The sequence below is a fragment of the Paraburkholderia sediminicola genome (assembly GCF_902859805.1).
GTDB classification, from domain to species: Bacteria; Pseudomonadota; Gammaproteobacteria; order Burkholderiales; family Burkholderiaceae; genus Paraburkholderia; species Paraburkholderia sediminicola.
In genome coordinates this window covers 1,319,932-1,341,274 of sequence record NZ_CADIKC010000001.1, presented here as the reverse complement: position 1 = coordinate 1,341,274, position 21,343 = coordinate 1,319,932, and the positions used below count along the sequence as shown (strand labels likewise).

The following is a 21,343-nucleotide window of genomic DNA, read 5'->3' as shown; positions in this document are numbered from 1 at the left end:
GCGTACTAGGATTCGCGCACCAGGTTGCTGTGCGTCTCGACGACTTTTTCTTCTTCGTGCGTGCCGTTCAACACCGCGTTCAGCACGACCGATACGAGACACGCCAGCACCACGCCGCTATGCAAGAAAGGCTGCGTCCAGTCGGGCATATGCTTGAAGACTTGCGGCGCCATCACCGGAATCAGCGCGGTGGCGATCGTGAAGCCGACAATCAACACGTTGTAGCGATTGCCCTCGAAGTCCACCTTCGCCAGGGTTTGCACACCGGCTGCGACTACCACGCCGAACATTGCGATGCCTGCACCACCTAGCGCCGCTGCGGGTGTCGATGCGACCACCGCGCCGATCTTCGGCACCAGCGCCACCACGCACATCAGCACGCCGCTGATCGCCACCACCCAGCGGCTGCGCACGCCGGTCAGGATCACGAGACCGACGTTTTCCATGAAGGCGATGAAGGGGAACGCCGCGAACATGCCGGCGATCGCACTGGCGAGACCATTCGCACGCATGCCGCGCACCACGTCTTCCTCGCTCACGTCTTTATTGACGATGTCACCGATGGCGACGAACAGCCCCATCGATTCGACCATCTGCACCACCATCACGACGATCATTGTCAGCACCGGCACCAGCGAAAACACGGGCGTGCCGAAGTGGAACGGCATGGGCAGCGTGAACCAGGGCGCAGCGCTCACGCTTGCAAAGTTGCCCATGCCGAGAGCGCACGCCAGAATGCCGCCTGCAATCAAGCCGATCAGCACGGAGAGATTGCGCAGGAACGGACCGGCAAAGCGGTTGATCCCGAGAATCACAATGGCGACGAAGAGCGTGACGCTCAGGAACGGCAACGCGCCGAACTGCTGCTGAGCGGCCTCGCCGCCTCCGGCCCATTGATACGCAACGGGGAACAACTGCAAACCGATCACCGTAACAATGCAGCCGGTCACCACAGGTGGGAAGAATCTTCGTAAGCGTCCGACCAAAGGCGCTGCGAACATCGTGAAGAGACCCGCGCCAATCACCGCGCCACACACGCCTGCAAAACCGACGCCCGGGCTCAGGCCGATCGCGATGACCGGCCCGACGCTGCTGAACGCGACGCCTTGCAGAATCGGCAGCCGTACGCCGAACTTCCACACGCCGACGGTCTGCAGGATCGTCGAGATGCCTGAGCAAAACAGAGCGGTGCTGATGAGCACGGTGGTGTCGGCCGGCGACATCTTCAGTGCCGACGCGACGATCAACGGAACGGCGATCGCACCGATATAAGCCACTAGCATGTGCTGCAAACCGAGCGTGATCATCTGGCGCTTCGGCAGAATCCGATCGACGGGATGTATGGCGGTGTTCATGACGTGTCTCCTTTGTCACGCAAAGCTGTCGGCCGGAGTGAGTGCCTTGGCGTTGACTCCAGTCTCAGCACAGCGATTTTCGGTTTCCGGCCGGAGCGCACCACACGGCTTTGCCGTGCAGCATTACTTCGCGCGCCGGCCAGGTCTCCCGTCAGGCCGCAACCGGCACGGCAAGACAGGCATGGAAGCGGTCGGTCAGCGCGGCGCGATCGAGATCGCGTCCGATGAATACAATGCGGCATGAGCGCGGTTCACTGCCCCACACCTGTGCCGCACGAAGTTCGATCACGTTGTGCACGCCTTGCAGCACATAGCGGTGCGATTGGCCTTGCAAAGCGAGAATGCCTTTCATACGGAACAGGTTGGTGGCGTCGGACTGGCGTAGTTCGGTGAGCCAGACTTGCAGCGCGTCGAGATCGATGTCCGCATCGACTTCGATGCCCACCGAGGAGACGCTTTCGTCGTGCTGATGGTCGGCGTGATCGTCGTCATGATGGGCATGCTCATGATCGTGATGGGCTTCGTGCGCGTCGTGGTGATCCTCGTGCACGTGTGCGTGGCCGTGCTCTTCTTCATGCAAGCCATCCGCCTCCACAAGAATCTGCGAGAACTCGTTCGCACCGACGCCGAGAATCTTGTCGAGATCAATCTGCGCGTAGCTCGATTCGACGATCTCTGCTGTGGCGTTCAACCCGCGAATGCGTTGCGTCAACGAAGCGATATCGTCAGCAGTCACCAGATCGACTTTATTGATCACGATACGGTCCGCGCAGACGATCTGATCGACCGCCTGGTTGTCGGCGCCGTCGAGCACCAGATCATCAAGATGCGCGGCGATATGCTTCGCGTCCACCATCGTGACGACCGCATCCAGTGTCACCTGTTTTGCGATCGGATCGTCAAGGAAGAAAGTCTGTGCGACCGGATACGGATCAGCGAGCCCACTCGTTTCCACGATGATGTGATCGAGCCGGTCAGGCCTCTCCACCAGCATCCGTACGATCCGCACCAGGTCTTCGCGCACCGCGCCGACGCAGCACACGCAACCGTTCGTCATCTCGTAGATCTCTTCGGTCGATTCGAGCACGAGACCACCGTCGATACCGATTTCGCCGAACTCGTTTTCGATCACCGCGATCTTGCGCCCGTGCTTCTCGCGCAGGATGTAGTTGAGCAGCGTCGTTTTGCCGGCGCCGAGAAAGCCGGTCAGCACCGTAACAGGGATTTTCTCGATTTCATTGTGGGTGGTGTGAATGTGATTCATGACTCGTCTCCGTTTCTTCGTTCGTACTGCGGTTGGTGCGGTTCGGCTTGTCAGGCGATATGTGGTGCGTGTGCCGCTTCTTGCAATGCGGCTTTTGCCTCGCCATCTCGCCAGCGTTTGACGGTGCCCGCTTCGAGACCGAACAGATCAAGCACTCGGCCTAGCGTGTGGTCGATCATCTGGTCGAGCGAAACAGGGCGTGCGTAAAACGCCGGTACAGGGGGCGCGACGATCGCGCCCATTTCAGTGACGGCGATCATGTTGCGCAGATGCGCCAGTGTGTAGGGGGTTTCACGCGCCAGCAGCACCAAAGGGCGGCGCTCTTTCAACGTGACGTCGGCGGCGCGCGAGATCAGGCTCGACGACATGCCGTTGGCAATTTCGGCAAGCGTTTTCATCGAACAGGGCGCGACGATCATGCCCAACGAGCGGAACGAGCCGCTGGAAATGGCCGCGGCCATATCGTCGCAACGGTAGGTGAAGCTGGCGAGGGCGCTGACTTCGGCGAACTTGTAGTCGGTTTCATGCGTCATCGTTAGCAGGGCGCTGCGCGAGACGGTCAGATGCGTTTCGATGTCGAGATCGCGCAGCAGTTGGAGCAGGCGCACGCCATATGTGAAACCGGACGCGCCGCTGATGCCGACTGCGAGTCGCCGCGGGGTCATTGCCGTGCTCCGGCGGCGGCGCGGTTCAGAATCTCAACCGCCTGTTGCGCAGCGCGCTCGCTGATCTTCGCGCGAATGCCGTCGAAGTGGGAACCGCGAGTCGCGTCGATGCCCATGCGCGAAGTGGTGCCCGCCGCGGACGATGACGGATCGAGCGGACTACCCGGCAAGCCATCGACGATAAACACGTCCTGATGCGGCTGAAAATGCGTGGCGATGGCCCACAACACTTGCGAATCATTGGTGATGTCGATATCGCTATCCACCGCGACCACGTTCTTCAGATACGGGTCCCAGCCGAGCAGCGCGAGCATGATCTGGCGCGCTTCGCCGTCGCGTGTCTGATTCAGCGCGACGTAGCAGTGAAAGTGCGTACCGGAGTTCGGATAGTGCAGCGCGGTGACGGAAGGAAAGCGCGCCTTCAGCTTCTCGCTCATTTCCGCTTCGCGCGGCAAGCGAGCCAGCGTCAAATGCTCAGCATACGGGCCGCCGACGACATCGACGAGCCATGCATCGTTACGCCGCATCATCGTGTCGACGCGCAACACGTTGTTGGTCGAGCGGTCCGATGAATAGCCGGTGAATTCGCCGAACGGGCCTTCTTCTGCGTGCGCGTCCGGATCGATCGTGCCTTCGAGGACAAACTCGGCGGAAGCGGGCACGCCGATGCCGTATCGCGGCGTACGCACCAGTTCCAGCGGCGCGCCGAATAATCCACCTGCAATCGCTCGCTCGTCTGTACCGAAGGGCACGCGCGCCGCGGCGGCCAGCATGAACAACGGATGCGCACCGATCACCATCGCGACTTTCAACGTGTCGCCGCGCGCTTGAGCGGTTTGCAGCATGCGCCAGAGGTGGCCGCGCGAATGCAGGCTGGTGGCGAGCGCATTGCGTGCGTGCCGCATCGAACGGTGATAGCTGAGATTCGCGACGCCCGTCACCGGATCTTCGGCAATGATCACCGCGTTGGTAACGTACGGACCGCGATCGGTATCGAAGTGGCGGATCATCGGCAGTTGCGCGAGATCGACGGCGTCGCCTTCGATAACCTGATCGAGAACCGGACCGGTCGGAATGAAAACCGGCGCGATAGGAGCGTTCGCGCGCTGTTGGTAAGCGTCGAATAAGCCCGAAGCATCGACGTCGAACAAGCGCCCAATGCGTGCGCGTGAAGCAAAGAAATTGGTGACCAGCGGTGTCGAAATGCCGTCGACGTTTTCGCAGATCAACATGTCATGCCGACCGCGCGCGGCCAGTTCGGCCACGATAGCAGTGACGTCCTGATCCGCGGCCACCGGCTGCTTGATGGTCAATACATCGTCGGGAAACTGCTCGCGGTACGCAAGGGCGAAGCGATGAAAATCCTGCGTGGCGCGGAAGAGGTTATCCGCCATAGTGAACTCCGTCGAAAGCAATAACGAAAGCGGACTGTCGGGCGAGACAGGCGCGGCGCCAATCATTGGCCGCACCTGTCCATCAGCAAGCGCCGAACGTGTTAAGTGCGTTAAGCCGGCTGCGTTACGTCATTCACGTAAGTCGCCTTCAAACGCTTCTCAGCTTCGGCCAGATCCTTCGGCGGCTTGGTCGGCTCGATGCCGACCAGACGGGCGATGTTGTTGCCCATATAGTCTTCAAGACCGTCTTCATCCAGATCCATGCCTTGCGGCGCCGGACCACACAGCATTTCGAGTTCACGCAGCCACATTCCCGGCTCGTTCGGCGGTGAATCGGTGCCGAACACGATCTTGTTGCGCGGCAACTCACGAGCGAATTCGACGATGCGCGACTGATAGCACCAGCCCGATTCGCAATACACGTTCGGTGTATCCATCGCCATCCAGAACGATTCGAACGAATAATTGCCGCCCGTTTGAATCCCGAAGTGACCGATGATGAAATTCACCATCGGGAATTCGCGGATGATCGGATAGAACTGCGTCGGAATCGTGTACGGTCCGTCGCCGGTATGAATCAGCACCACCACACCGAGCTCGGCGCACTTCTTCATCGCCGGACGCAACCAGTCGAGCGCGCGATCCGGACGATAGCCGTGCATGTTCGCGTGCAGCTTGAGCATCTTGAAGCCGTACTCTTTCACGTGGAATTCGAGTTCGGCGGCGCCGTTCTCCGGACCCCAACGCGGGTTGTACGTGAAGTTGCCGATAAAACGATCCGGGTACTTCTGCGTCAACTCGGCGATATACGCCATGTAGTCGCGAATGCCTTCACGGCCGCGGCGATTGCCGTCGCGGTAACCCGTGTTGCCAGGCGGCGGCTGGATGAAGCCCATGTCGATACGGCGTGGCTTGCCATTGATGATGTACGGACCGTCCATCATCTTGAGCAGGCGTTCACCGGTGAACGGCTCGCCGGTATGGCGCCACGCTTCGTCGACGAGGTTAGTCGGGTGCAGATGGGTATCGATGATCATCAGCGGGCTCCTGCGTAGGCTGCTTGCGATGCCTGAGCGGCGTGCTTGTGCGACGCGCCGGCATGCTGTTTCAGATAGGCTTGCGCTTCTTCGACGCTTCTCGGCGGCGCGCTCGGCTCGATGCCGATCATGCGGGCGAGGTTGTTGCCGAGGTAATCCTCGAGCGTGTCTTCGTCGAGATTCAGGCCTTGCGGGGGCTCGTGACACAACACTTCGAGCAAACGCAGCCACATGCCGGGTTCATTCGGCGGCGTGTCCGAGCCGTAGAGAATCTTGTGCGTCGGCAGCACCTTCGCGAATTCGACGATCCGCGATTGCAGGCACCAGCTCGATTCGCAATACACGTTCGGCGTATCGAGCGCCATTTGATACGGCTCGAAGCAATACACGCCACCCGTCTGCACACCAAAGTGCGCCATGATGAAATTCACCGACGGGAATTCGCGGATCAACGGATACCACTCGCTCGGAATGCTGTACGGCCCATCTCCGGTGTGCAGCTTCACGAGCAGGCCGAGGTCCGCGCATTTACGCAATGCAGGACGCAGCCAGTCGAGCGCGCGGTCGGGGCGATACGCGTGCATGTTGGCCTGCAACTGCACCATCTTGAAGCCGTGTTCCTTTGCATAGAACTCGATGGCTTCGGCGCCGTTCTCAGGGCCGCAACGCGGGTTGTACACGAAGCAACCGATCAGACGGTCCGGGTACTTCTGCGTCATTTCGACGGTGTACGCCATGTAGTCGTCGATCGATTCGCGACCCGAACGATTGCCGTCGGTCCACGTATAGATGGTGTTGCCTTGCGGCGGTTGAATGAAGGCCTTGTCGATGCGGCGCGGCTTGCCGTTGATGATGTACGGGCCGTCCATCGTTGCGATCAGACGCTCACCGGTAAATGGCTCGCCGTCGTGGCGCCAGGCGAGGTCGACCAGATTGGTCGGGTAACAGCTGGTGTCGATGATCATGTACTCGATCTCCTTGAGAGGAACTGGTGTATCCAGTTGCCGGATCGCGGGCAGGCACATCGATGGAACGGAGCCCAGACGGGCTTGCCCATGCGGCCCTTTGCAAGGCGCCATTTTTGAGCGCCTTCCCCTCGCCGGCATCGAGTGTCACACTGATGTGCACTGCTGCTTGCGATGCAGTCTCACAAGATAAAAACGCTCTGTACAATATTTTTTAACCACGATCTTGATACGTTTGCGATATGGACATCCGGCTGTTGCGTTACTTCGCGGTACTTGCCGACGAACTGCATTTCGGCCGGGCAGCCGCACGGCTGCACATTTCGCAGCCACCGCTGAGTCAGCAGATTCGCATCCTCGAAGAGGAGATGGGCACCGCGTTGTTCACGCGCTCACAGCACCGCGTCGAACTCACGGATGCAGGGAAAACACTTAAAGAGCAGGTGCCGCTGATCTTCGCGCAGTTCGAACGCGCTATCGACCTGACGCGTTGCGCGGGGCGTGGTGAAGTGGGCAGTCTCGAGATCGGCATCATTAGCTCGGCGATGGTCGAGCCGATTCCACGCGCGCTGCGGGTATTTGCGGAGAAGCATCCGCAAGTGCAGTGGACGCTGCACGAGATGACACCCGCCGCGCAGATTCTCGCGCTCAAGGAGCGGCGCTTGGATGTGTGCTTCTTCCGGGTGTCACATGAGGACCCGGAGATTCGTAGTGAAGTGGTGATGCGCGAATCGGCGGTGGTCGCGCTGCCGTTAGGGCACACGCTTGCCGCGCGTGAGGAGATCGCGCTGCGCGAGTTGGAGGCGGAGCGCTTTGTGTCGTTCGGTTTGCAGCAGTCGCAGCTAGCGCGCTTTCTGCAGGACTGTTGCGTCGAGGCAGGGTTTACGCCGCAGATCGATCAGGAAGTGGTCGAGGTGCATACGCTGCTGTGTCTCGTGCGCGAAGGGCTGGGCGTGGCGTTGCTGCCTTCTTCGGCACGGCAATTGACGACGGGTGGTGTCGCGTTCGTGCCGCTGGCTGCGCCGCGTCCCGAGGTGTCGTTGCATGCGCGCTATCGTGCTGAGGATCCGTCGCCGGTGTTGTCGTTGTTTCTCGATACGGTGCGCGAGGTGGCAGCTAGCACGGGCTGACGGTTTGCGCGACCAGTTCGCGAATCACGTCGATCAAGGGTGCAACGCGGGCCGCTTTCTCGCGCGGCCATACGGCATACAGGTTGTAATGCGTCGGAATTTCTACCTGAGTGAGTTCGACCAGACGTCCCTCGCGTTTTGCGTCCGCTGCGAGCAGGCCGCGCGCTAAACCCACACCCACGCCTGCGCTGGCCGCTGCAATCAACCCGGCGGCGTTGTCGAACACGGCGACCGCATCCGGTTCGACAGCGGGCAGGCCTGCCGCGGTGAGCCACGGAATCCATGAGCGTTTCGTATAGCCGAGCAAGGGCAAATCGAGCACCTGTTCGGGTGTGAGCGGCAGGCTCAGCCCGCGCGCTTCAAGAAGCGCGGGCGAACCCATGGCTGTTAACCGGTCGCCGCTAATCAATGCGTTTTCGAAGCCTTCCCATTCTCCATACCCATACCGCAACGCAATATCCACACGCTCGAACGCGCTGCGTTCATGCCGCGGCGTGGACAGTACCGTCAACGACGTGCCGGTCAACGCATCGAGTAAAGCAGGCAAGCGCGTGACCAGCCAGCTCTGCGCGAGTTCGGGATCGACGTCGAGCGTGATGGACTGCTTGACCGTGCGCTCTTTCACCGACGATAACGCGCGATCGATCTGCTCGAAGCCATCCGTCAGCTGATTGGCGAACAGCACGCCCGCATCCGTCAGCACCACGCGGCCGCTTTCGCGCACGAATAACGGCTGCCCGACGAACTCCTCGAGCGTGCGGATCTGCTGGCTGATCGCGCTATGCGTGAGCGACAGCTGCCGCGCCGCGCTCGAAAAGCTGCCGACGCGTGCCGCTTGCAGAAAGGCCTGCATCGACTGAATGGAAGGGTAGCGTTTCAGCATGGGTGTTAGCCGGACTTACCGGTGATGGAAGAAATCGTCGCTGGCGTTGTGCTTAACGGCTTTCAATAATGGCCGCAAGCGCGCGGACCCTTTGAATCACGCGCCGCGCTGCACAACACCATTCAGGAGACAGCGCATGATCGAGATCGTGGTCAACGACACGCGGCACTCGCTCGACAATGTACCGGAAGACATGCCCCTGTTGTGGGTGTTGCGCGACCGGCTCAAATTGACCGGGACGAAATTCGGCTGCGGCGGCGGCTTTTGCGGCGCGTGTACGGTGCATCTGGAAGGCGAGGCGGTGCGCTCCTGTTTGCTGCCGATTGCCGCGGTGGCGGGCAAGCACATCACGACGATCGAAGGATTGTCGAAAGACGGTACGCATCCGTTGCAACTTGCGTGGGTGGCGGAAGACGTGCCGCAGTGCGGCTACTGTCAGTCCGGTCAGTTGATGCAGGCGGCCTCGTTTCTGAAGGACAAACCGACGGTCAACGATGAAACCATCGCCACGGCCATGTCGGGCAACATCTGCCGCTGTGGCACCTATTCGCGCATTCGCAAGGCGATCAAACGCGCCGCGTCCGGTGATCCGGCGCTCGCGTCGGTTACGTGGGTCGAGTCCATCTGCGCTTCCGTCTGCACCTCCACGAAAGAGGAGGCTTGAATGCGCAACGACAAGCAGGCGCTGAACGGCGCACACGGCGCGGCGCGTCGGCGTTTCATCAAACAGAGCTCGGCATTGTTGGCTTCGGGCCTCGCGATCGGTTTTCAACTGCCGGAGGCTTTCGCGAAAGACGCCAACGTAAGCGGTGATCCTAAACCGCAAGCAGGCGAGTTCGAACCGAACGCATGGGTGCGCGTGCTGCCTGACGACACGATCAAGCTAGTGGTCCATAAGCACGACTCGGGCACCGGAACGCGTACTGCACTGGCTGCGGTTGTCGCGGAAGAACTTGATGTCGATCCGTTTCGCGTGGAGGTAATCACGCCGGAGAATCCGTTTTACGGGGACTACATTCATCCGCTGTGGAAAGTGTTCTCGACGGGCGGCAGCACCAGCGTCTCGCTTGAGTACGATCGCTTGCGGCGTGCGGGTGCAACCGCGCGTGCCATGTTGATCGAAGCCGCGGCGAAACAATGGAATGTGGCGCCGTCCGCGTGCTCGACGGAAAACGGTTTTGTTATCGATAAGGCAAGTGGCAAGCGCGCGAACTACGGATCGTTGGCGAGCGTAGCGGCGCAATTGCCCGCGCCGAAAGACGTCGCGTTGAAGGACCCGTCGCAGTTCAAGTACATCGGCAAGTTGCAGAAGAAGCGTGGCGCCGATCTGAAAGCGAGAGGGGCGTTTCCATACAGCATCGATGTGTCGTTGCCGGGCATGCTGGTGGCGGTTGTCACGCGTGCGCCGGTAATCGATGCGCGTGTGCGGAGCGTCGATGCTAAAGCCACGTTAGCCGTGCCGGGCGTGCGGCAGGTGTTGCAGATTCCTGGCCGTCCCGATCTTCTTGGCGGCAATCAGGCGGGCGTTGCCGTGTTGGCCGATGATTATTGGTCGGCGCATCAAGGTCAGGCGGCGCTGAAAGTAGAGTGGGAAGACAGTCCGCTGGAAACCTTCGACAGCGGTACGCTCGCCGCACGTCAGGCTGCCTGGCTCGACGATCCTGTCGCGCACGTTGTGCCGACGATTCAAACCGGTGACGCGAAGACTGCATGGCCACATGGTGCGCGTGTGATCGAGGCGTCGTATTCGATGCCCTATAAGGCGCAGAACGCGCTTGAGCCGATCAATGTCACTGCGTGGGCGAAGGACGGCCGCATTGAGTATTGGGGTGGTTTGCAAGTGCCGTCCACAGTGCAAGAAGCAGCTGAAGTGATCGGCGGGATTCCTGCCGAGCGCGTTGTGTTGCATGAGCTTGTGTCGGGTGGCAGCTTCGGTTCGCGTGAATCGAAGTACTGGTTGTTCGAGGTGACATGGCTTGCGTTGAAAGTCGGCAAACCAGTCAAGCTGATGAACAGTCGCGAAGATGAAATGCGCGCGCTCTTTTATCACTCGGCGAGTTATCACCGTGCCAAAGCCGCGTTCGATGCGCATGGCAATCTCACGACATTGCAGTTGCGCGCCGTGATGCCCGCATCGCCGGAACAATGGGAGCCGGGTTATTTCGATCGTCCGGACCGGATGGACTACAGCACCACCGAAGCGATCAGCAAATACGAGTTCGCTTACGATGCGCCGCATGTCGATATTGGTTGGGTGCGACATGAAACCGGTGTGCCGACCGGTTGGTATCGCGCGGTGAGTTATATCCCGAACGTGTTCGCTGTCGAGTCTTTCATGGATGAGGCCGCGCATGCCGCGCAGCGCGATCCGATTGAGTTCCGGCTTGCGTATATGAAGGACCCGCGACACAAGGCGGTGTTGCGCGAGGCGGCCGAGCGGGCAGGGTGGGGGAAGACGTTGCCTGCGGGGACGGCGTTGGGTGTCGCGACGAATCAGGCGTATAGCAGCTATGTTGCGGTGGTGGCGCGGGTTGTGCGGAAGGGAGATGCGGTTGTGGTTGAGACGCTGACCTGTGTGGCGGATTGCGGGTTAGCGGTGTCGCCGGGCGGGGTTGAAGAACAGTTGTATGGCGGGCTGATGTGGGGGCTAGGCCATGCGACGGCGGATCGCGTCGATATTCGGCATGGCCAGGTGGAGCAGAAGAACTTCGACACATATCGCGTGATGCGGATGAGCGATATGCCGGAGGTTGATATTTTGATTGTGCAGGGCGATCCGGCTAAGCCTGGAGGCGTTGGGGAGTTGTCGAGTCCTTCGGTGGCGCCGGCGGTGGCGAATGCGGTGTTCAGATTGACGGGGAAGAGGTTGAGGGATACGCCGTTTGAGATGGAGAGGGCGGGGGTGCAGAAGGCCGCGAACGCCCCAAACGCGAAGGTCGTTGGGAAACAGACGTCCTGAGCCGGTGGCAACGGCCGGATCTCACGGCAATGCGTCGCGCGTGTCCCGCACGCGCGTGCCGCTTCCATCAAGGTTTCCTTGCCGGTTTATCTTTTGGTTAGCCCATGTGTGCGAGGGCGCGTGTCGTGCGAACCTTGGGGCGGCCGGTCGCGCAGCAGCAGGGGCATCAAACGCCGGTTGGCCGTCTGCGCCGCCCACGCGCAATACTCGGCGCTGCCGAGCACCCAGCCCTCGAGCGTCGACTGCATCAGGTCATTGACCTCGCGCTCGTCAAGAAGCTGTACACCCAGATCGCGGTAAGCCTGCTGGCGCTCGAAAGGCGTATTGCCGAGCGCACGGTAGAGTGGATGGTCCTTGATGAAGTTGTCGACACGCAGCCCGACGTGGTGCGTGTAGCTGGACCACGGGTAGTTTCCCGGCTCGGCTACAAGACGGTTGCGCACCGGCGCATGATCAATGACCTGGCTTGCGAGCAGGAAATACCGATCGGGTTCAATCACTGTTGCCCGGTACCCGCCACGCCACACCGTTCCGCGGCGTCCATGGCGGCGGTTGAAGGTTTCGACATAGCGACGGCCGACCGCCTGCATCGCGACAGCCACGCTCGACTCGTATGACGGCGTAACGAGGAACTGTATCGCGTCGGGCATCAGTACCCAGGCGTGGACTGCCAGATCGGCGACGCGCGCAGCGTCTGCCAGGCAGGCGAGGAAGTACAGATAGTCTCCCTCGTCCAGAAATGCAGGCCCCGTGAGCTCCTGCAAGATAACGTGCTGCGGTTGTTCTGGAACGTAGTGCCGTGCAAGCCGTGTCATGCTGAATTAACCGGAAATCCGATGTGAGAAAGCGATCCGACAGATATCGGATACGCGACTATGAGTCACGTGTGTATGGGAGGAAATTCTATCGGTCATATGCGTGCGCTCGCATCACGAATAGGCCTTTTTTCTGGCCTCTTTTCGCTGATTTGCCGATCGCCGCGAGCATCAGTTTTATGTGGTCGCTGCGAAGGGTAATCTACAGACAAATTGCCGGGACCCGGAAACTGGCGCCACAGACGTTCGACAGGTGATCGCATAGAATGACCTGGTCCGTTGCAATACGCCCAAACGCATTCCCCAGGCACACCAATCCAGATGACTCGGGCCTTTGCAATCTGATTTCGTTCGCCATCGTTTCTCTCCAGCCGGGGCACCACGTCCTTATGTCGAGAATGACTACAAAAGCGATGAGCCGCCGGCACCTGCTGGCGCTGATCGGCAAGAACCTCGGCGCGGCCGCCATGATGCAAGGCATGGGCACATTGGGGTTCGCCGCTACCTCGACCTACGCCGGACCGATCAAACTCGATGGCGCCCCCAAAGGAACGCGAATTCTCGTGCTCGGCGCGGGCATGGCCGGTCTCGTCGCGGCCTTTGAGTTGAGGAACGCGGGCTATCACGTGCAGGTGCTCGAGTACAACAACCGCGCGGGTGGCCGGGCCTGGACTGTCAGAGGCGGTGATCGTTATACCGAACTCGGCGGCGCCACCCAGTCCTGCGATTTTGCCGACGGGCTTTATCTGAACCCAGGGCCGTGGCGGATTCCGTATCACCACCAGGGCGTACTCGACTACGCAAAACGCCTGAAGGTGCCGCTCGAGCCGTTCATCCAGGTCAATTACAACGCCTACCTGCATTCGACGGAGGCTTTCGATGGCAAGCCGCAACGATTCCGGGCGGTGCAGACCGACTATCAAGGCTATATCGCCGAGCTGCTTTCCAAAGCCATCCGCAAGGACGCGCTCGATGATGCGTTGTCAGCCGACGATGCGCATCTGCTACTCGAATCCCTGCGCCAATGGGGCGCGCTCGGTCGGGATGGGAGCTACCAGTCGGGCCGGCGAAGCAGTGAACGCCGCGGATTCGCGACTGCGGATGGCGGCGGGCTGATGCCTGAGGCCGTGCCGTCGAATCTGCTCCCGCGCGACCCCTTGCTTGCATCGCGTTTGTGGCATTGGCTCGCGTCTGGAAACGAGCAGGATTTCCAGAGCAGCATTTTTCAGCCCGTCGGCGGCATGGACAGGATTGCCCACGCGCTTTATTCGCAGGTCGCGAGCGCTGTGGTGTTCAACGCAAAGGTCACGGCCATCGTGCAGGACGAGCAAGGCGTCACAGTGCACTACACCGATACGACCACCCGAACCGAACGGAACGCGCACGCGGATTGGCTGGTGTGCACGATCCCGCTCTCGATTCTGAGTCAGATCGACATTGCGGTCGGCCCGGCCATGCGCGCTGCGATCGATGCGGTGCCCTACGAGACGTCGGTGAAAATCGGCTTGCAATTCGGCCGGCGATTCTGGGAAGAAGACGAGCAGATCTACGGCGGCATTACGTATACGAACCTGCCGATCTCGACGATCGGCTATCCGGCAACAGGTTACGGATCGACGGGTCCTGCGGTGCTGCTCGGCGCCTACATGTGGGGGCCGGCCGCCTATGAGATGGGTGCGCTGCCCCCTGCGGAACGGATCGCGGTGGCGTTGAGCCAGGGCAGCCAGATTCATCCGCAGTACGCGCGCGAGTACCAGAACGGTTTCGCGATGAGCTGGAGCCGATCGCCGTTCACGAATGGCTGCTTCGCGGCATGGACGGAGGCGTTGAGAAAAGCGCATTACGAGAATCTCTGCCAGATCGACGGACGGATTGTTCTTGCCGGAGAGCACGCTTCCCATATCCCGGCATGGCAGGAAGGCGCCGTGCTGTCATCGCTGGATGCGATCACCCGGTTGCATCGGAGAATCGTCAATGGATAGGCCACCACTGATCCTCAGCGCGATGCTGATGGCCTTGCTGATGGGAGCCGCGACTGTGGTGCCGGCTCAGACCGTGGCACAGGACGCGTCACACGCCTTCACAATTTCACCGGACTACCGGTTCACCGAACAAAGCGGTGAAGCGCTTTATAACGCTACCTGCGCCGGATGCCACATGCCGGATGGAAAAGGCGCACAGGGCGCCGGTCACTACCCGGCGCTCGCTGACAACCCGGCAGTCGAAGTAGCACCCTACGTCATCATCAACGTACTGCACGGCCGGAAGGCGATGCCATCCTTTGGCGACGAGATGAATGACGATCAGGTCGCTGCTGTCGTCAACTACACGAGAACCCATTTCGGCAATCGATTTGCTGGAGATGTCACGCCGAGCCAGGTTAAAAGTCTGCGCTGAGTTTAATTCGGCAGGCGCCTCGGCAGATCCGTAATGCGCGGCCCACAGGATCGGGCGTGCCCGAGACACGATGCAAGCGCCTGCTCGCCGAACCATTTCTGCGTGTCCAGGTTGTAGTGCACGCTGCCGTCTCCACCGCCTAATGTGCCGCCCTGGAAAATACCGAAGCCGGGCGGCTGTCCATTCCAGTCCGGCGACTGCGACGCATCGGCGAAACTGAAGATGCGAGGATTCGCGTCGACGAAGCCGCCGAACACGTTCTGCATCGACGCAAGCGCGGCGGGATTATAAGGCGCGACCGCGTTGGTGACGTTGTCGTAAGCCGTCGACAACGGTTTCACGATCAGCACCGGGAAGGTCGAACCCACCGCAGCAAAGAAACTGCTGAATAGGTAAGCGTAATTCTGCGGCGCGCGATGAATCGTCGTTGCGTTGCCGGCCGAATTCAGCGGCGCTGCTTCTGCCTCCCACTGGTTCCACTCCAGGCCGAGGACACGCGGCTTCTTGCCGCTTGCCAGAATCTGCTTCAGTCCCAGATACATCATGCGGCGCGCGAACGGTGCAAGCGCATACGTCGGCGTCTTGCTTGCATCGAGCATGGGCTGCCAGAGATTAACGCCATGCACCGTCCAGCCGCAGCAGCCGCTGAACGCATCGTCGGCGACGTCCACGCCCTGGCTGCCCCAGCCGATATGAATGATGTACAGATCGGGCAGCGGCTCGCCTGCATTGATCGCCGACTGCCACGCATACGCGGCGAAATCGGCGGCGTTGCCGCTGCCGCCGTAGTAGCCGAGATTCATGTCGGACGAGGTGCTGTCCGACCAGTTCACCCACGACACGTGATCAATCGAGGATATCGGTTGGGTAAATGGCGCACCCGGCCCGTCGGCATTACCGGCGATGTTCCCCCAACCGTCGTTGCGGATGCCCCAGACATTGGGTGCCGGCATCCCGCCGGTGCCCGCGCCAGCACCCGAGGCTCCCGTCAACGTCAGATTCGCGGGCAGGCCGTTAAGACCGGCACTGTTGCTTTGCCCCATCACGAACAGGACCGCTACTTCGTCGTGCCGGAAGCGCGCGCCTTTGTTCCACGATTCTGCCGTTGCGGCGTTCGGTTGGGCCGTCGCGTCGGCGGCAACGGACACCTGCACCCCGCTCGCAGCCAATACCAACGGCAGCGCAATCCGCATCAAGAAGTTCTTCATGCCTGTCTCCAAGGATCGCCGGTTCACTGTTTGACCGGCTGGCTGACTGGCTGGCCCAAGCCGTCGATGTCGGGACCGTAGTTGCCGGAAATCACAGAGAACTTGATGGTGTTGGCCGCACCGGCTTTCAACGGGACCGTGACCTGAGCACTCGACAGGATCGGAAAGTCCCAGGTGCCTTCACCAGGAAACTGCACGGGAACCGGTGGGCCATTGTTGACGCTCACGCTTAGTGCACGAGGCGAACCGCCGCCGTCGTCCGCGCTGATGTACACCACGGGGACCGCATATTCGCCATCCGCAGGCACCGCGATTCCGTTGAACTGGAGGCTCGAATCCGAGTTCACAAAATTGCCGACCTTTTCGTGGCCGCTGCAGATGTTGCATGCCTGGACTGCCGCATCCTGAATGATGTTGGTGGCGCTTTCCGCTTCATAGGCGACGGGCGGCAATGCGGGTTGCGGAGCGGCGATCAGCGTCACCTTGCCGATCGACAGAGCGTGGTGGCCCTTGTCCTTGTCCGGAAGAGCGAAACTCAGCGTGTTGCTTCCTGGCACGAACGGCATGTACACCGTGACGGTGCCTTTGGCGTGTCCGGTGGTAACGGGCAACTGGATTGTTGTGAGTACGTTGTCGTTGAGCGTCAACGGCACCTTCAGCGAAGACATTCCTTCGTTCCGGTACGTCACGTCAATGTAGCCGCCCGTGGTTGCATTCACCGTGTAGCGTGCTGCGCCGCCTTCATGTCTGTCCGGTTTGGCTGGTTGGATTTTCGATGCGTCGTCCACGCCGGCGATGGTCAGCATGACGGAGCCGCCAGCCGGAACAGCGGACACCGTGTACCCGGACGTGTGCGCACCAAGATCCGTGTGCGCCCAGATATCCCGCACGCTGGCCGAAGCAGCGGGGTCCAGCCCGAGATCCTTCCAGTTCACCGTGATCGGAGCGGCCGACCCAGTTGTGTTGAGCAGAACGACCGCGCGGCGACCTTGACCGGCGAGCAGCTTGGCCCATACGCCTAGACCGTTCTGCGGCACCGCCACCCGGATCGCCTGAAGGCCACGCGGGTCCTGATCGACGGCGAGCACCTCCGGATTGGTCAGCGTCGCCATCGTTGCCGGGCTGATCGGCGTCGTGACATCGAGACCCAGGATAAGCGGCGCACCGGAAATGGCCCACAGGCTCATGTGCGTCTGATCCTGCGCGGCGGTCAGACCGAACCCGGCAAGCATCATGTCCGCGTCGTTATAAACACCCGTATGTTGGGCTTCCGGAAACAGATTGCCGTAGAAATTCTGGTTCACGATTCTGGAAAAATCAGGCGTGCTTTGATGACCCGGCGTGCCGGTGTCATAGGTGATGTCCTCAGTCGTTCTCCACAGATCCGCGACTTGTCCCCAGTCATACGATCTGCCCGTCTTGTCGGTGTGAAAACTGTTTGGATTGATGCTGTAGACGATCTGCCGATTCACGGCGGCACCCGCACTGTTCAGCGCATCGCGCATCTTCTGGAAACCGGCCACCTGATCGTCGACGGTGCCATCCGGTGAGCACCAGTCGTACTTCACGTAGTCGACGCCCCATGCCACGAATGTATTGGCATCCTGAACTTCGTGCCCAAGACTGCCCATCGGGTTGGTGTGTCCAGGGTACAGATTGTTACGCTGAGCACAGGTTTCGGCTGCGGGCACTTCATACATGCCGAACTTCAGACCTCTGGCATGAACGTAGTCGGCCAGCGCTTTGATGCCGCTGGGAAACTTCACGGGGTCGGCGACCAGGTTGCCTTGCGCATCGCGGGATGGCGCGAACCAGCAGTCGTCGACGTTGATATAGCTGTAGCCCGCTTTCATCAACGGACCATCTTTCTTCAGGCCGTCGGAGATAACGTCCGCGGCGGTTTTCACCAGATCCTCGGTGATGTTGCAGCCGTACGCATTCCACGAGGCCCACCCCATAGGCGGTAGTGCAATCGCCCCTTGAGCCCGAGTTTGCGATGACGCGTCTTGTGCGGAAACGTTTGCGGAGTTGGCCGCGACTTGCGCGACGCTTGCGGCGTTGGAGGACCCTTGCTGGTCGCCTCCGCAGCCGGACAAAACGAAAGCCATCACGATGCTCGCGAAGAACAGATACACCTGTGTGCGACCCAGGATCTTCATGATTTTCCTTTGCTGAAAAATGAAACTGGGACTTCTGGGTAGGTGCTCGTTCTTGTCGTTGTGCAGGTCAGGTCGAGATTGATCTTGCTGGCCGCGCGCAACGTGATTTCGTTTAGATAGAGCGCCTTGGGTTTGCTTGTGCAGGATTTGATTTGCCTGCGGTGAAGCTTTGGCTGGATTGAAAGGGTTAGGTGGAGGTGAAGGGGGAATGCCGGGCGCGCTGGGCAAGGAAGCGTTGCGGCGCTGGTGCGTGCTGCAACCGGGGGATGACAGCAGCACTGCCTGACTTCAGCAACTCGCGATGCTTTCGACTGATGGAAATCTTCATCGTGTCTCCTGCTGGGAATTTATGCTGAATCCACTAATGAATATATGGTTTAAATATGCACTCGTAAGGATTTGTCAGACATTAGGTTTTTCCCCTGGTATCGTGTTGCAAATGGTGGGATGGGGATGCGCGCTGATTTACTGCGCGAATTTCCGAGCCAGTACTTGAGTCCGAAGTTGGGCGATATACAAAGTGATGCAAATGGTGGTGTGAAGGAGGCGCGAAAAGCGCTGAAGCTGCTTAACGGCAACCGGTCTAAGAAATAGGCAAGGCCATGACAACAGTTTTGTTTGATCTGCTCGAAAGGCTCGACGCAGCGAAAATTCACTACACGTTGAGCCGCAATCGCCCCGATACCGTTCTGGTGTCAATCACAGTTGTCGGGATGCGCGTTGAGGTTGATGTGTTCCGCGATGGGCACACGGAGGTATGCGTGTTCAAGGGGGCGGAGGGTGAGACGGAGGACACCGGGATTCTCGAGCGGATCATCCGTGAGAACACCCACTGATTGGCGTCGTCGGAAGCGGATGAGTTTGCTGGGATGAACGAACGCCCCGTTGTTTTGAGGCACCGAGTTGAATGGCCACTCCTGCCTACAACTAGGCGATCAGGGGCGTGACACGAAGGCGGTTGATCGGCCTTACCTGACGTTCGTTGCTATCTGGTATCGCCGATAAATGTCCGCTTGCAGCCTGTTCCGCGTCAGGCAGTATCCGGCCACTTACGGTCATTGGCTGAAAATTCGATGCCGACATTCGAGCGGCTCTATCCCTCACACAACAGTCATTCACGAGTTGCATGCTCTCGTTGCGGCTAATATTGGGGCACTCCGATATCCTCCCCTTCAAGAACTAGCTTCAATTCTTGCAAAACATCACCGGAATTTTGGACTATTTCTTGACTAACTACCGGATCGGCACCGTGAATAATTGAGTTTCTCAGAGTTATAAGCTCTCGCAATTTTCCAAATAACGGCTGACTTATACGCTTCTGCCGGAATAGCATTTCAGCAAGCCGTGAGTTGGATATGCGCCTGGGCGCTTTTGCTTGGTAACTGGCGGCGATCGCATTTTCGTATCGCTGACCATTAATAATTAGCAAAGATTCGATTTCGTTGTAGTTTCTCAAAAAACTTTCGAGACTTCCTTTCTTCTCCTGTCCATGACCTGGGTCAAGCTTATTTTGAAGATTTTTGCTAATAGATTCAATTCTTTTTGGAGAGGCAACGTCAAATATAAAATATGCTATTGAAAAAAGGCTTGCCACAAAAGCAGATTGGGCTGTGTTGATAATTATCGTGCTTTGTTCGCCGCGACCAGCCCATTCGTACGAAATTGCGAGATTAGCCAAGAGCACGGTTAGCATCACAAGAACAGTTATAAAGATAAGCAAGGAAAAATATCGCCTCTTTAGGCCTTCAACCGCATCTGAAAGTGTGTCGTCCTCCAACTCCTCTCGGCTTAATTCATTTCGAAAGAAGATAAATCCGGCAAACGTCAAACCATATATGCTCGCGATGACTTGAGCTGAAGTAGAGAAAAGATAAAGAATCTGGTTCTCATTTAAATACATCCACGGGTCAGTTAACCCCACAAGGCTTGTGAGGCTCGCAAGCACGGCAAACAGCGCTATGAAACCACCTATGGCGGTTAAGGGAGACCATTTTTCCAGCATATTAGCTCTTGAATTATATTTCAAACAAACCGCGAATCTGGAAGAATATTTCTTTGACATTCATCGAGAAGCAACTCCCCCGCGGCTTACCTCCGTGACATACCGAAGCCGCGCAGTCGAGCCGCTATTTTTAACTGATCAATCAGAACACATTTTTAGTAAGCCATTCGGCACCCTGAATTAGCTCTTCAACTTGATCTTTTGTTGGCTCCAAATCTTTTTTGTGAGAGCAAAGATTGCGTAGATCGGCAAGATAACTGATCTTCCTCCAGACAGGAACGTCAATCACGGATGCCGTCTTGAGTGGATCATTTAAATCGGCAATGGTGGGATTTTTCTTGGCGATCTTGATACTGTGCGCCTGTGCTACTTTTTGCAGGTGACCTTCGATCAAGACTCCTGCAAGGGCGCCCGCCGCCCGAGCACTGATCTTTGCCAGCTGTCGCGCAACGGCTACTTCGTCGTCCTGGAATTCAGCATACAGCTCGCCCGCCATGTCCCCAAGAACTGAGTCAACGCGCTCTTCAATTGAATGTAGTATGGTTATTTGATTAAAGAAGCATTTAAGCACCTGGGACCGTGCATCAAAATTTGGATAATCGTACTTATTCGGGATGACGTTTTTAAGGTAATCCTGTATCACATACGTTGCGTAGCCAAGAGATTTTCTCTTGGGGTCAATTTCGTAGTATCCACGAAACTCGGGGTAGCGATCAGAGGCGAGTGTCTCTATGACCTTGAGCGACTTAGAATACCAACGTTGATAGTCATATTGGAACTGCTGCTCCTCGTTCTTCTGAAAGGCAACGGCTAGTTCGGCACCCTCCTTATATAGAGCGGCTATCGCCTTACAAATGACTTCGCGTTTTGACATATTATCTCTGCGTCAAGGTTGACGGGCACAAAGCTCTTTATCCAGCACTCGCGAAATTATCGCGATGCCGACCTCAATTGTATAGGGGCAGGAGATATGAATTCAGAACTAATCGTAGGAGCCATAGGTGAGATGCACATTCCGGGCGGCAAGTCCCTCGTCCAGACGTGAACGAATGGCGGATTGGCTTTGAGAGCGGACGTTGCCTCCAAGAGGCCTGAATGACAGCTTCGGGT

The 21,343-nt window shown here is 59.0% G+C and carries 18 protein-coding genes and 1 pseudogene; 6 read left to right on the top strand and 13 right to left on the bottom strand.

The genetic code is table 11. The annotated features are described in order from the left end of the window. Positions 1 to 5: 5 nt before the first annotated feature. The 6 genes from R8871_RS05955 to R8871_RS05930 form a co-directional block, all read right to left on the bottom strand. Positions 6 to 1,355: a nucleobase:cation symporter-2 family protein gene (locus R8871_RS05955; protein ID WP_175049480.1), complete on the bottom strand. Its 1,350-nt coding sequence runs from the start codon at positions 1,353 to 1,355 to the stop codon at positions 6 to 8. 151 nt (positions 1,356 to 1,506) lie between these two features. Next, positions 1,507 to 2,619, bottom strand: coding sequence for a CobW family GTP-binding protein (locus R8871_RS05950; protein WP_175049479.1), 1,113 nt, complete (start codon positions 2,617 to 2,619; stop codon positions 1,507 to 1,509). 50 nt (positions 2,620 to 2,669) lie between these two features. Beyond that, on the bottom strand, positions 2,670 to 3,284 hold the full coding sequence (locus R8871_RS05945) for a UbiX family flavin prenyltransferase (RefSeq protein WP_175049478.1): 615 nt from the start codon (positions 3,282 to 3,284) through the stop codon (positions 2,670 to 2,672). Beyond that, the gene (locus R8871_RS05940; protein ID WP_175049477.1) at positions 3,281 to 4,678 is read right to left on the bottom strand and encodes a UbiD family decarboxylase; all 1,398 of its coding nucleotides are present in this window, start codon (positions 4,676 to 4,678) and stop codon (positions 3,281 to 3,283) included. Before R8871_RS05940 ends, R8871_RS05945 begins: the two co-directional genes overlap by 4 nt. 110 nt (positions 4,679 to 4,788) lie before the next feature. Then, a complete protein-coding gene (locus R8871_RS05935; protein WP_074289307.1) occupies positions 4,789 to 5,715 on the bottom strand; it encodes an amidohydrolase family protein in 927 nt (308 codons plus the stop codon). Next, a complete protein-coding gene (locus R8871_RS05930) occupies positions 5,715 to 6,680 on the bottom strand; it encodes an amidohydrolase family protein (protein ID WP_175049476.1) in 966 nt (321 codons plus the stop codon). Before R8871_RS05930 ends, R8871_RS05935 begins: the two co-directional genes overlap by 1 nt. Positions 6,681 to 6,922: 242 nt before the next feature. On the opposite strand from R8871_RS05930, the gene R8871_RS05925 reads away from it, so the two are divergent. Further along, a complete protein-coding gene (locus tag R8871_RS05925) occupies positions 6,923 to 7,810 on the top strand; it encodes a LysR substrate-binding domain-containing protein (protein WP_175049475.1) in 888 nt (295 codons plus the stop codon). On the opposite strand, the gene R8871_RS05920 is transcribed toward R8871_RS05925, so the two are convergent. Next, positions 7,797 to 8,693, bottom strand: a complete 897-nt coding sequence (locus tag R8871_RS05920) for a LysR substrate-binding domain-containing protein (RefSeq protein ID WP_175049474.1) — start codon at positions 8,691 to 8,693, stop codon at positions 7,797 to 7,799. The genes R8871_RS05925 and R8871_RS05920 overlap by 14 nt on opposite strands. A gap of 136 nt (positions 8,694 to 8,829) precedes the next feature. Between R8871_RS05920 and R8871_RS05915 the strand changes: the two genes are divergently transcribed. Both R8871_RS05915 and R8871_RS05910 read left to right on the top strand, forming a co-directional pair. Continuing rightward, the gene (locus tag R8871_RS05915) at positions 8,830 to 9,357 is read left to right on the top strand and encodes a (2Fe-2S)-binding protein (RefSeq protein WP_175049473.1); all 528 of its coding nucleotides are present in this window, start codon (positions 8,830 to 8,832) and stop codon (positions 9,355 to 9,357) included. After that, the gene (locus R8871_RS05910) at positions 9,358 to 11,652 is read left to right on the top strand and encodes a xanthine dehydrogenase family protein molybdopterin-binding subunit (protein WP_175049472.1); all 2,295 of its coding nucleotides are present in this window, start codon (positions 9,358 to 9,360) and stop codon (positions 11,650 to 11,652) included. A gap of 97 nt (positions 11,653 to 11,749) precedes the next feature. On the opposite strand, the pseudogene R8871_RS05905 reads toward R8871_RS05910, so the two are convergent. Next, positions 11,750 to 12,467 (bottom strand): annotated as a pseudogene (locus R8871_RS05905) (transposase). Between the two features lie 413 nt (positions 12,468 to 12,880). Between R8871_RS05905 and R8871_RS05900 the strand changes: the two are divergent. Continuing rightward, complete coding sequence (locus R8871_RS05900; RefSeq protein ID WP_246287412.1) at positions 12,881 to 14,449, top strand: flavin monoamine oxidase family protein; 1,569 nt, start codon at positions 12,881 to 12,883, stop codon at positions 14,447 to 14,449. Further along, on the top strand, positions 14,442 to 14,864 hold the full coding sequence (locus tag R8871_RS05895; RefSeq protein WP_175049469.1) for a c-type cytochrome: 423 nt from the start codon (positions 14,442 to 14,444) through the stop codon (positions 14,862 to 14,864). Before R8871_RS05900 ends, R8871_RS05895 begins: the two co-directional genes overlap by 8 nt. A gap of 2 nt (positions 14,865 to 14,866) precedes the next feature. On the opposite strand, the gene R8871_RS05890 is transcribed toward R8871_RS05895, so the two are convergent. The 3 genes from R8871_RS05890 to R8871_RS05880 all read right to left on the bottom strand — a co-directional run bounded on the left by R8871_RS05890 (position 14,867) and on the right by R8871_RS05880 (position 18,559). After that, the gene (locus R8871_RS05890) at positions 14,867 to 16,072 is read right to left on the bottom strand and encodes a hypothetical protein (RefSeq protein WP_175049468.1); all 1,206 of its coding nucleotides are present in this window, start codon (positions 16,070 to 16,072) and stop codon (positions 14,867 to 14,869) included. A 23-nt stretch (positions 16,073 to 16,095) separates the two neighbouring features. Further along, positions 16,096 to 18,231 carry an alpha-galactosidase D gene (locus tag R8871_RS05885; RefSeq protein ID WP_217468887.1) on the bottom strand — a complete coding sequence of 712 codons (2,136 nt, stop codon included), beginning with the start codon at positions 18,229 to 18,231 and terminating at the stop codon, positions 16,096 to 16,098. A gap of 187 nt (positions 18,232 to 18,418) precedes the next feature. Next, complete coding sequence (locus tag R8871_RS05880) at positions 18,419 to 18,559, bottom strand: hypothetical protein (protein WP_175049467.1); 141 nt, start codon at positions 18,557 to 18,559, stop codon at positions 18,419 to 18,421. A 274-nt stretch (positions 18,560 to 18,833) separates the two neighbouring features. Here R8871_RS05880 and R8871_RS05875 point away from each other — a divergent pair, with 274 nt between their 5' ends. Beyond that, complete coding sequence (locus tag R8871_RS05875) at positions 18,834 to 19,067, top strand: hypothetical protein (RefSeq protein WP_175049466.1); 234 nt, start codon at positions 18,834 to 18,836, stop codon at positions 19,065 to 19,067. A gap of 305 nt (positions 19,068 to 19,372) precedes the next feature. Here the strand turns inward: R8871_RS05875 and R8871_RS05870 are convergent, their stop codons facing one another. Further along, positions 19,373 to 20,233 carry a hypothetical protein gene (locus tag R8871_RS05870; protein WP_175049465.1) on the bottom strand — a complete coding sequence of 287 codons (861 nt, stop codon included), beginning with the start codon at positions 20,231 to 20,233 and terminating at the stop codon, positions 19,373 to 19,375. Positions 20,234 to 20,375: 142 nt separating this feature from the next. Continuing rightward, the gene (locus R8871_RS05865) at positions 20,376 to 21,107 is read right to left on the bottom strand and encodes a hypothetical protein (protein ID WP_175049464.1); all 732 of its coding nucleotides are present in this window, start codon (positions 21,105 to 21,107) and stop codon (positions 20,376 to 20,378) included. Positions 21,108 to 21,343 lie beyond the last annotated feature (236 nt).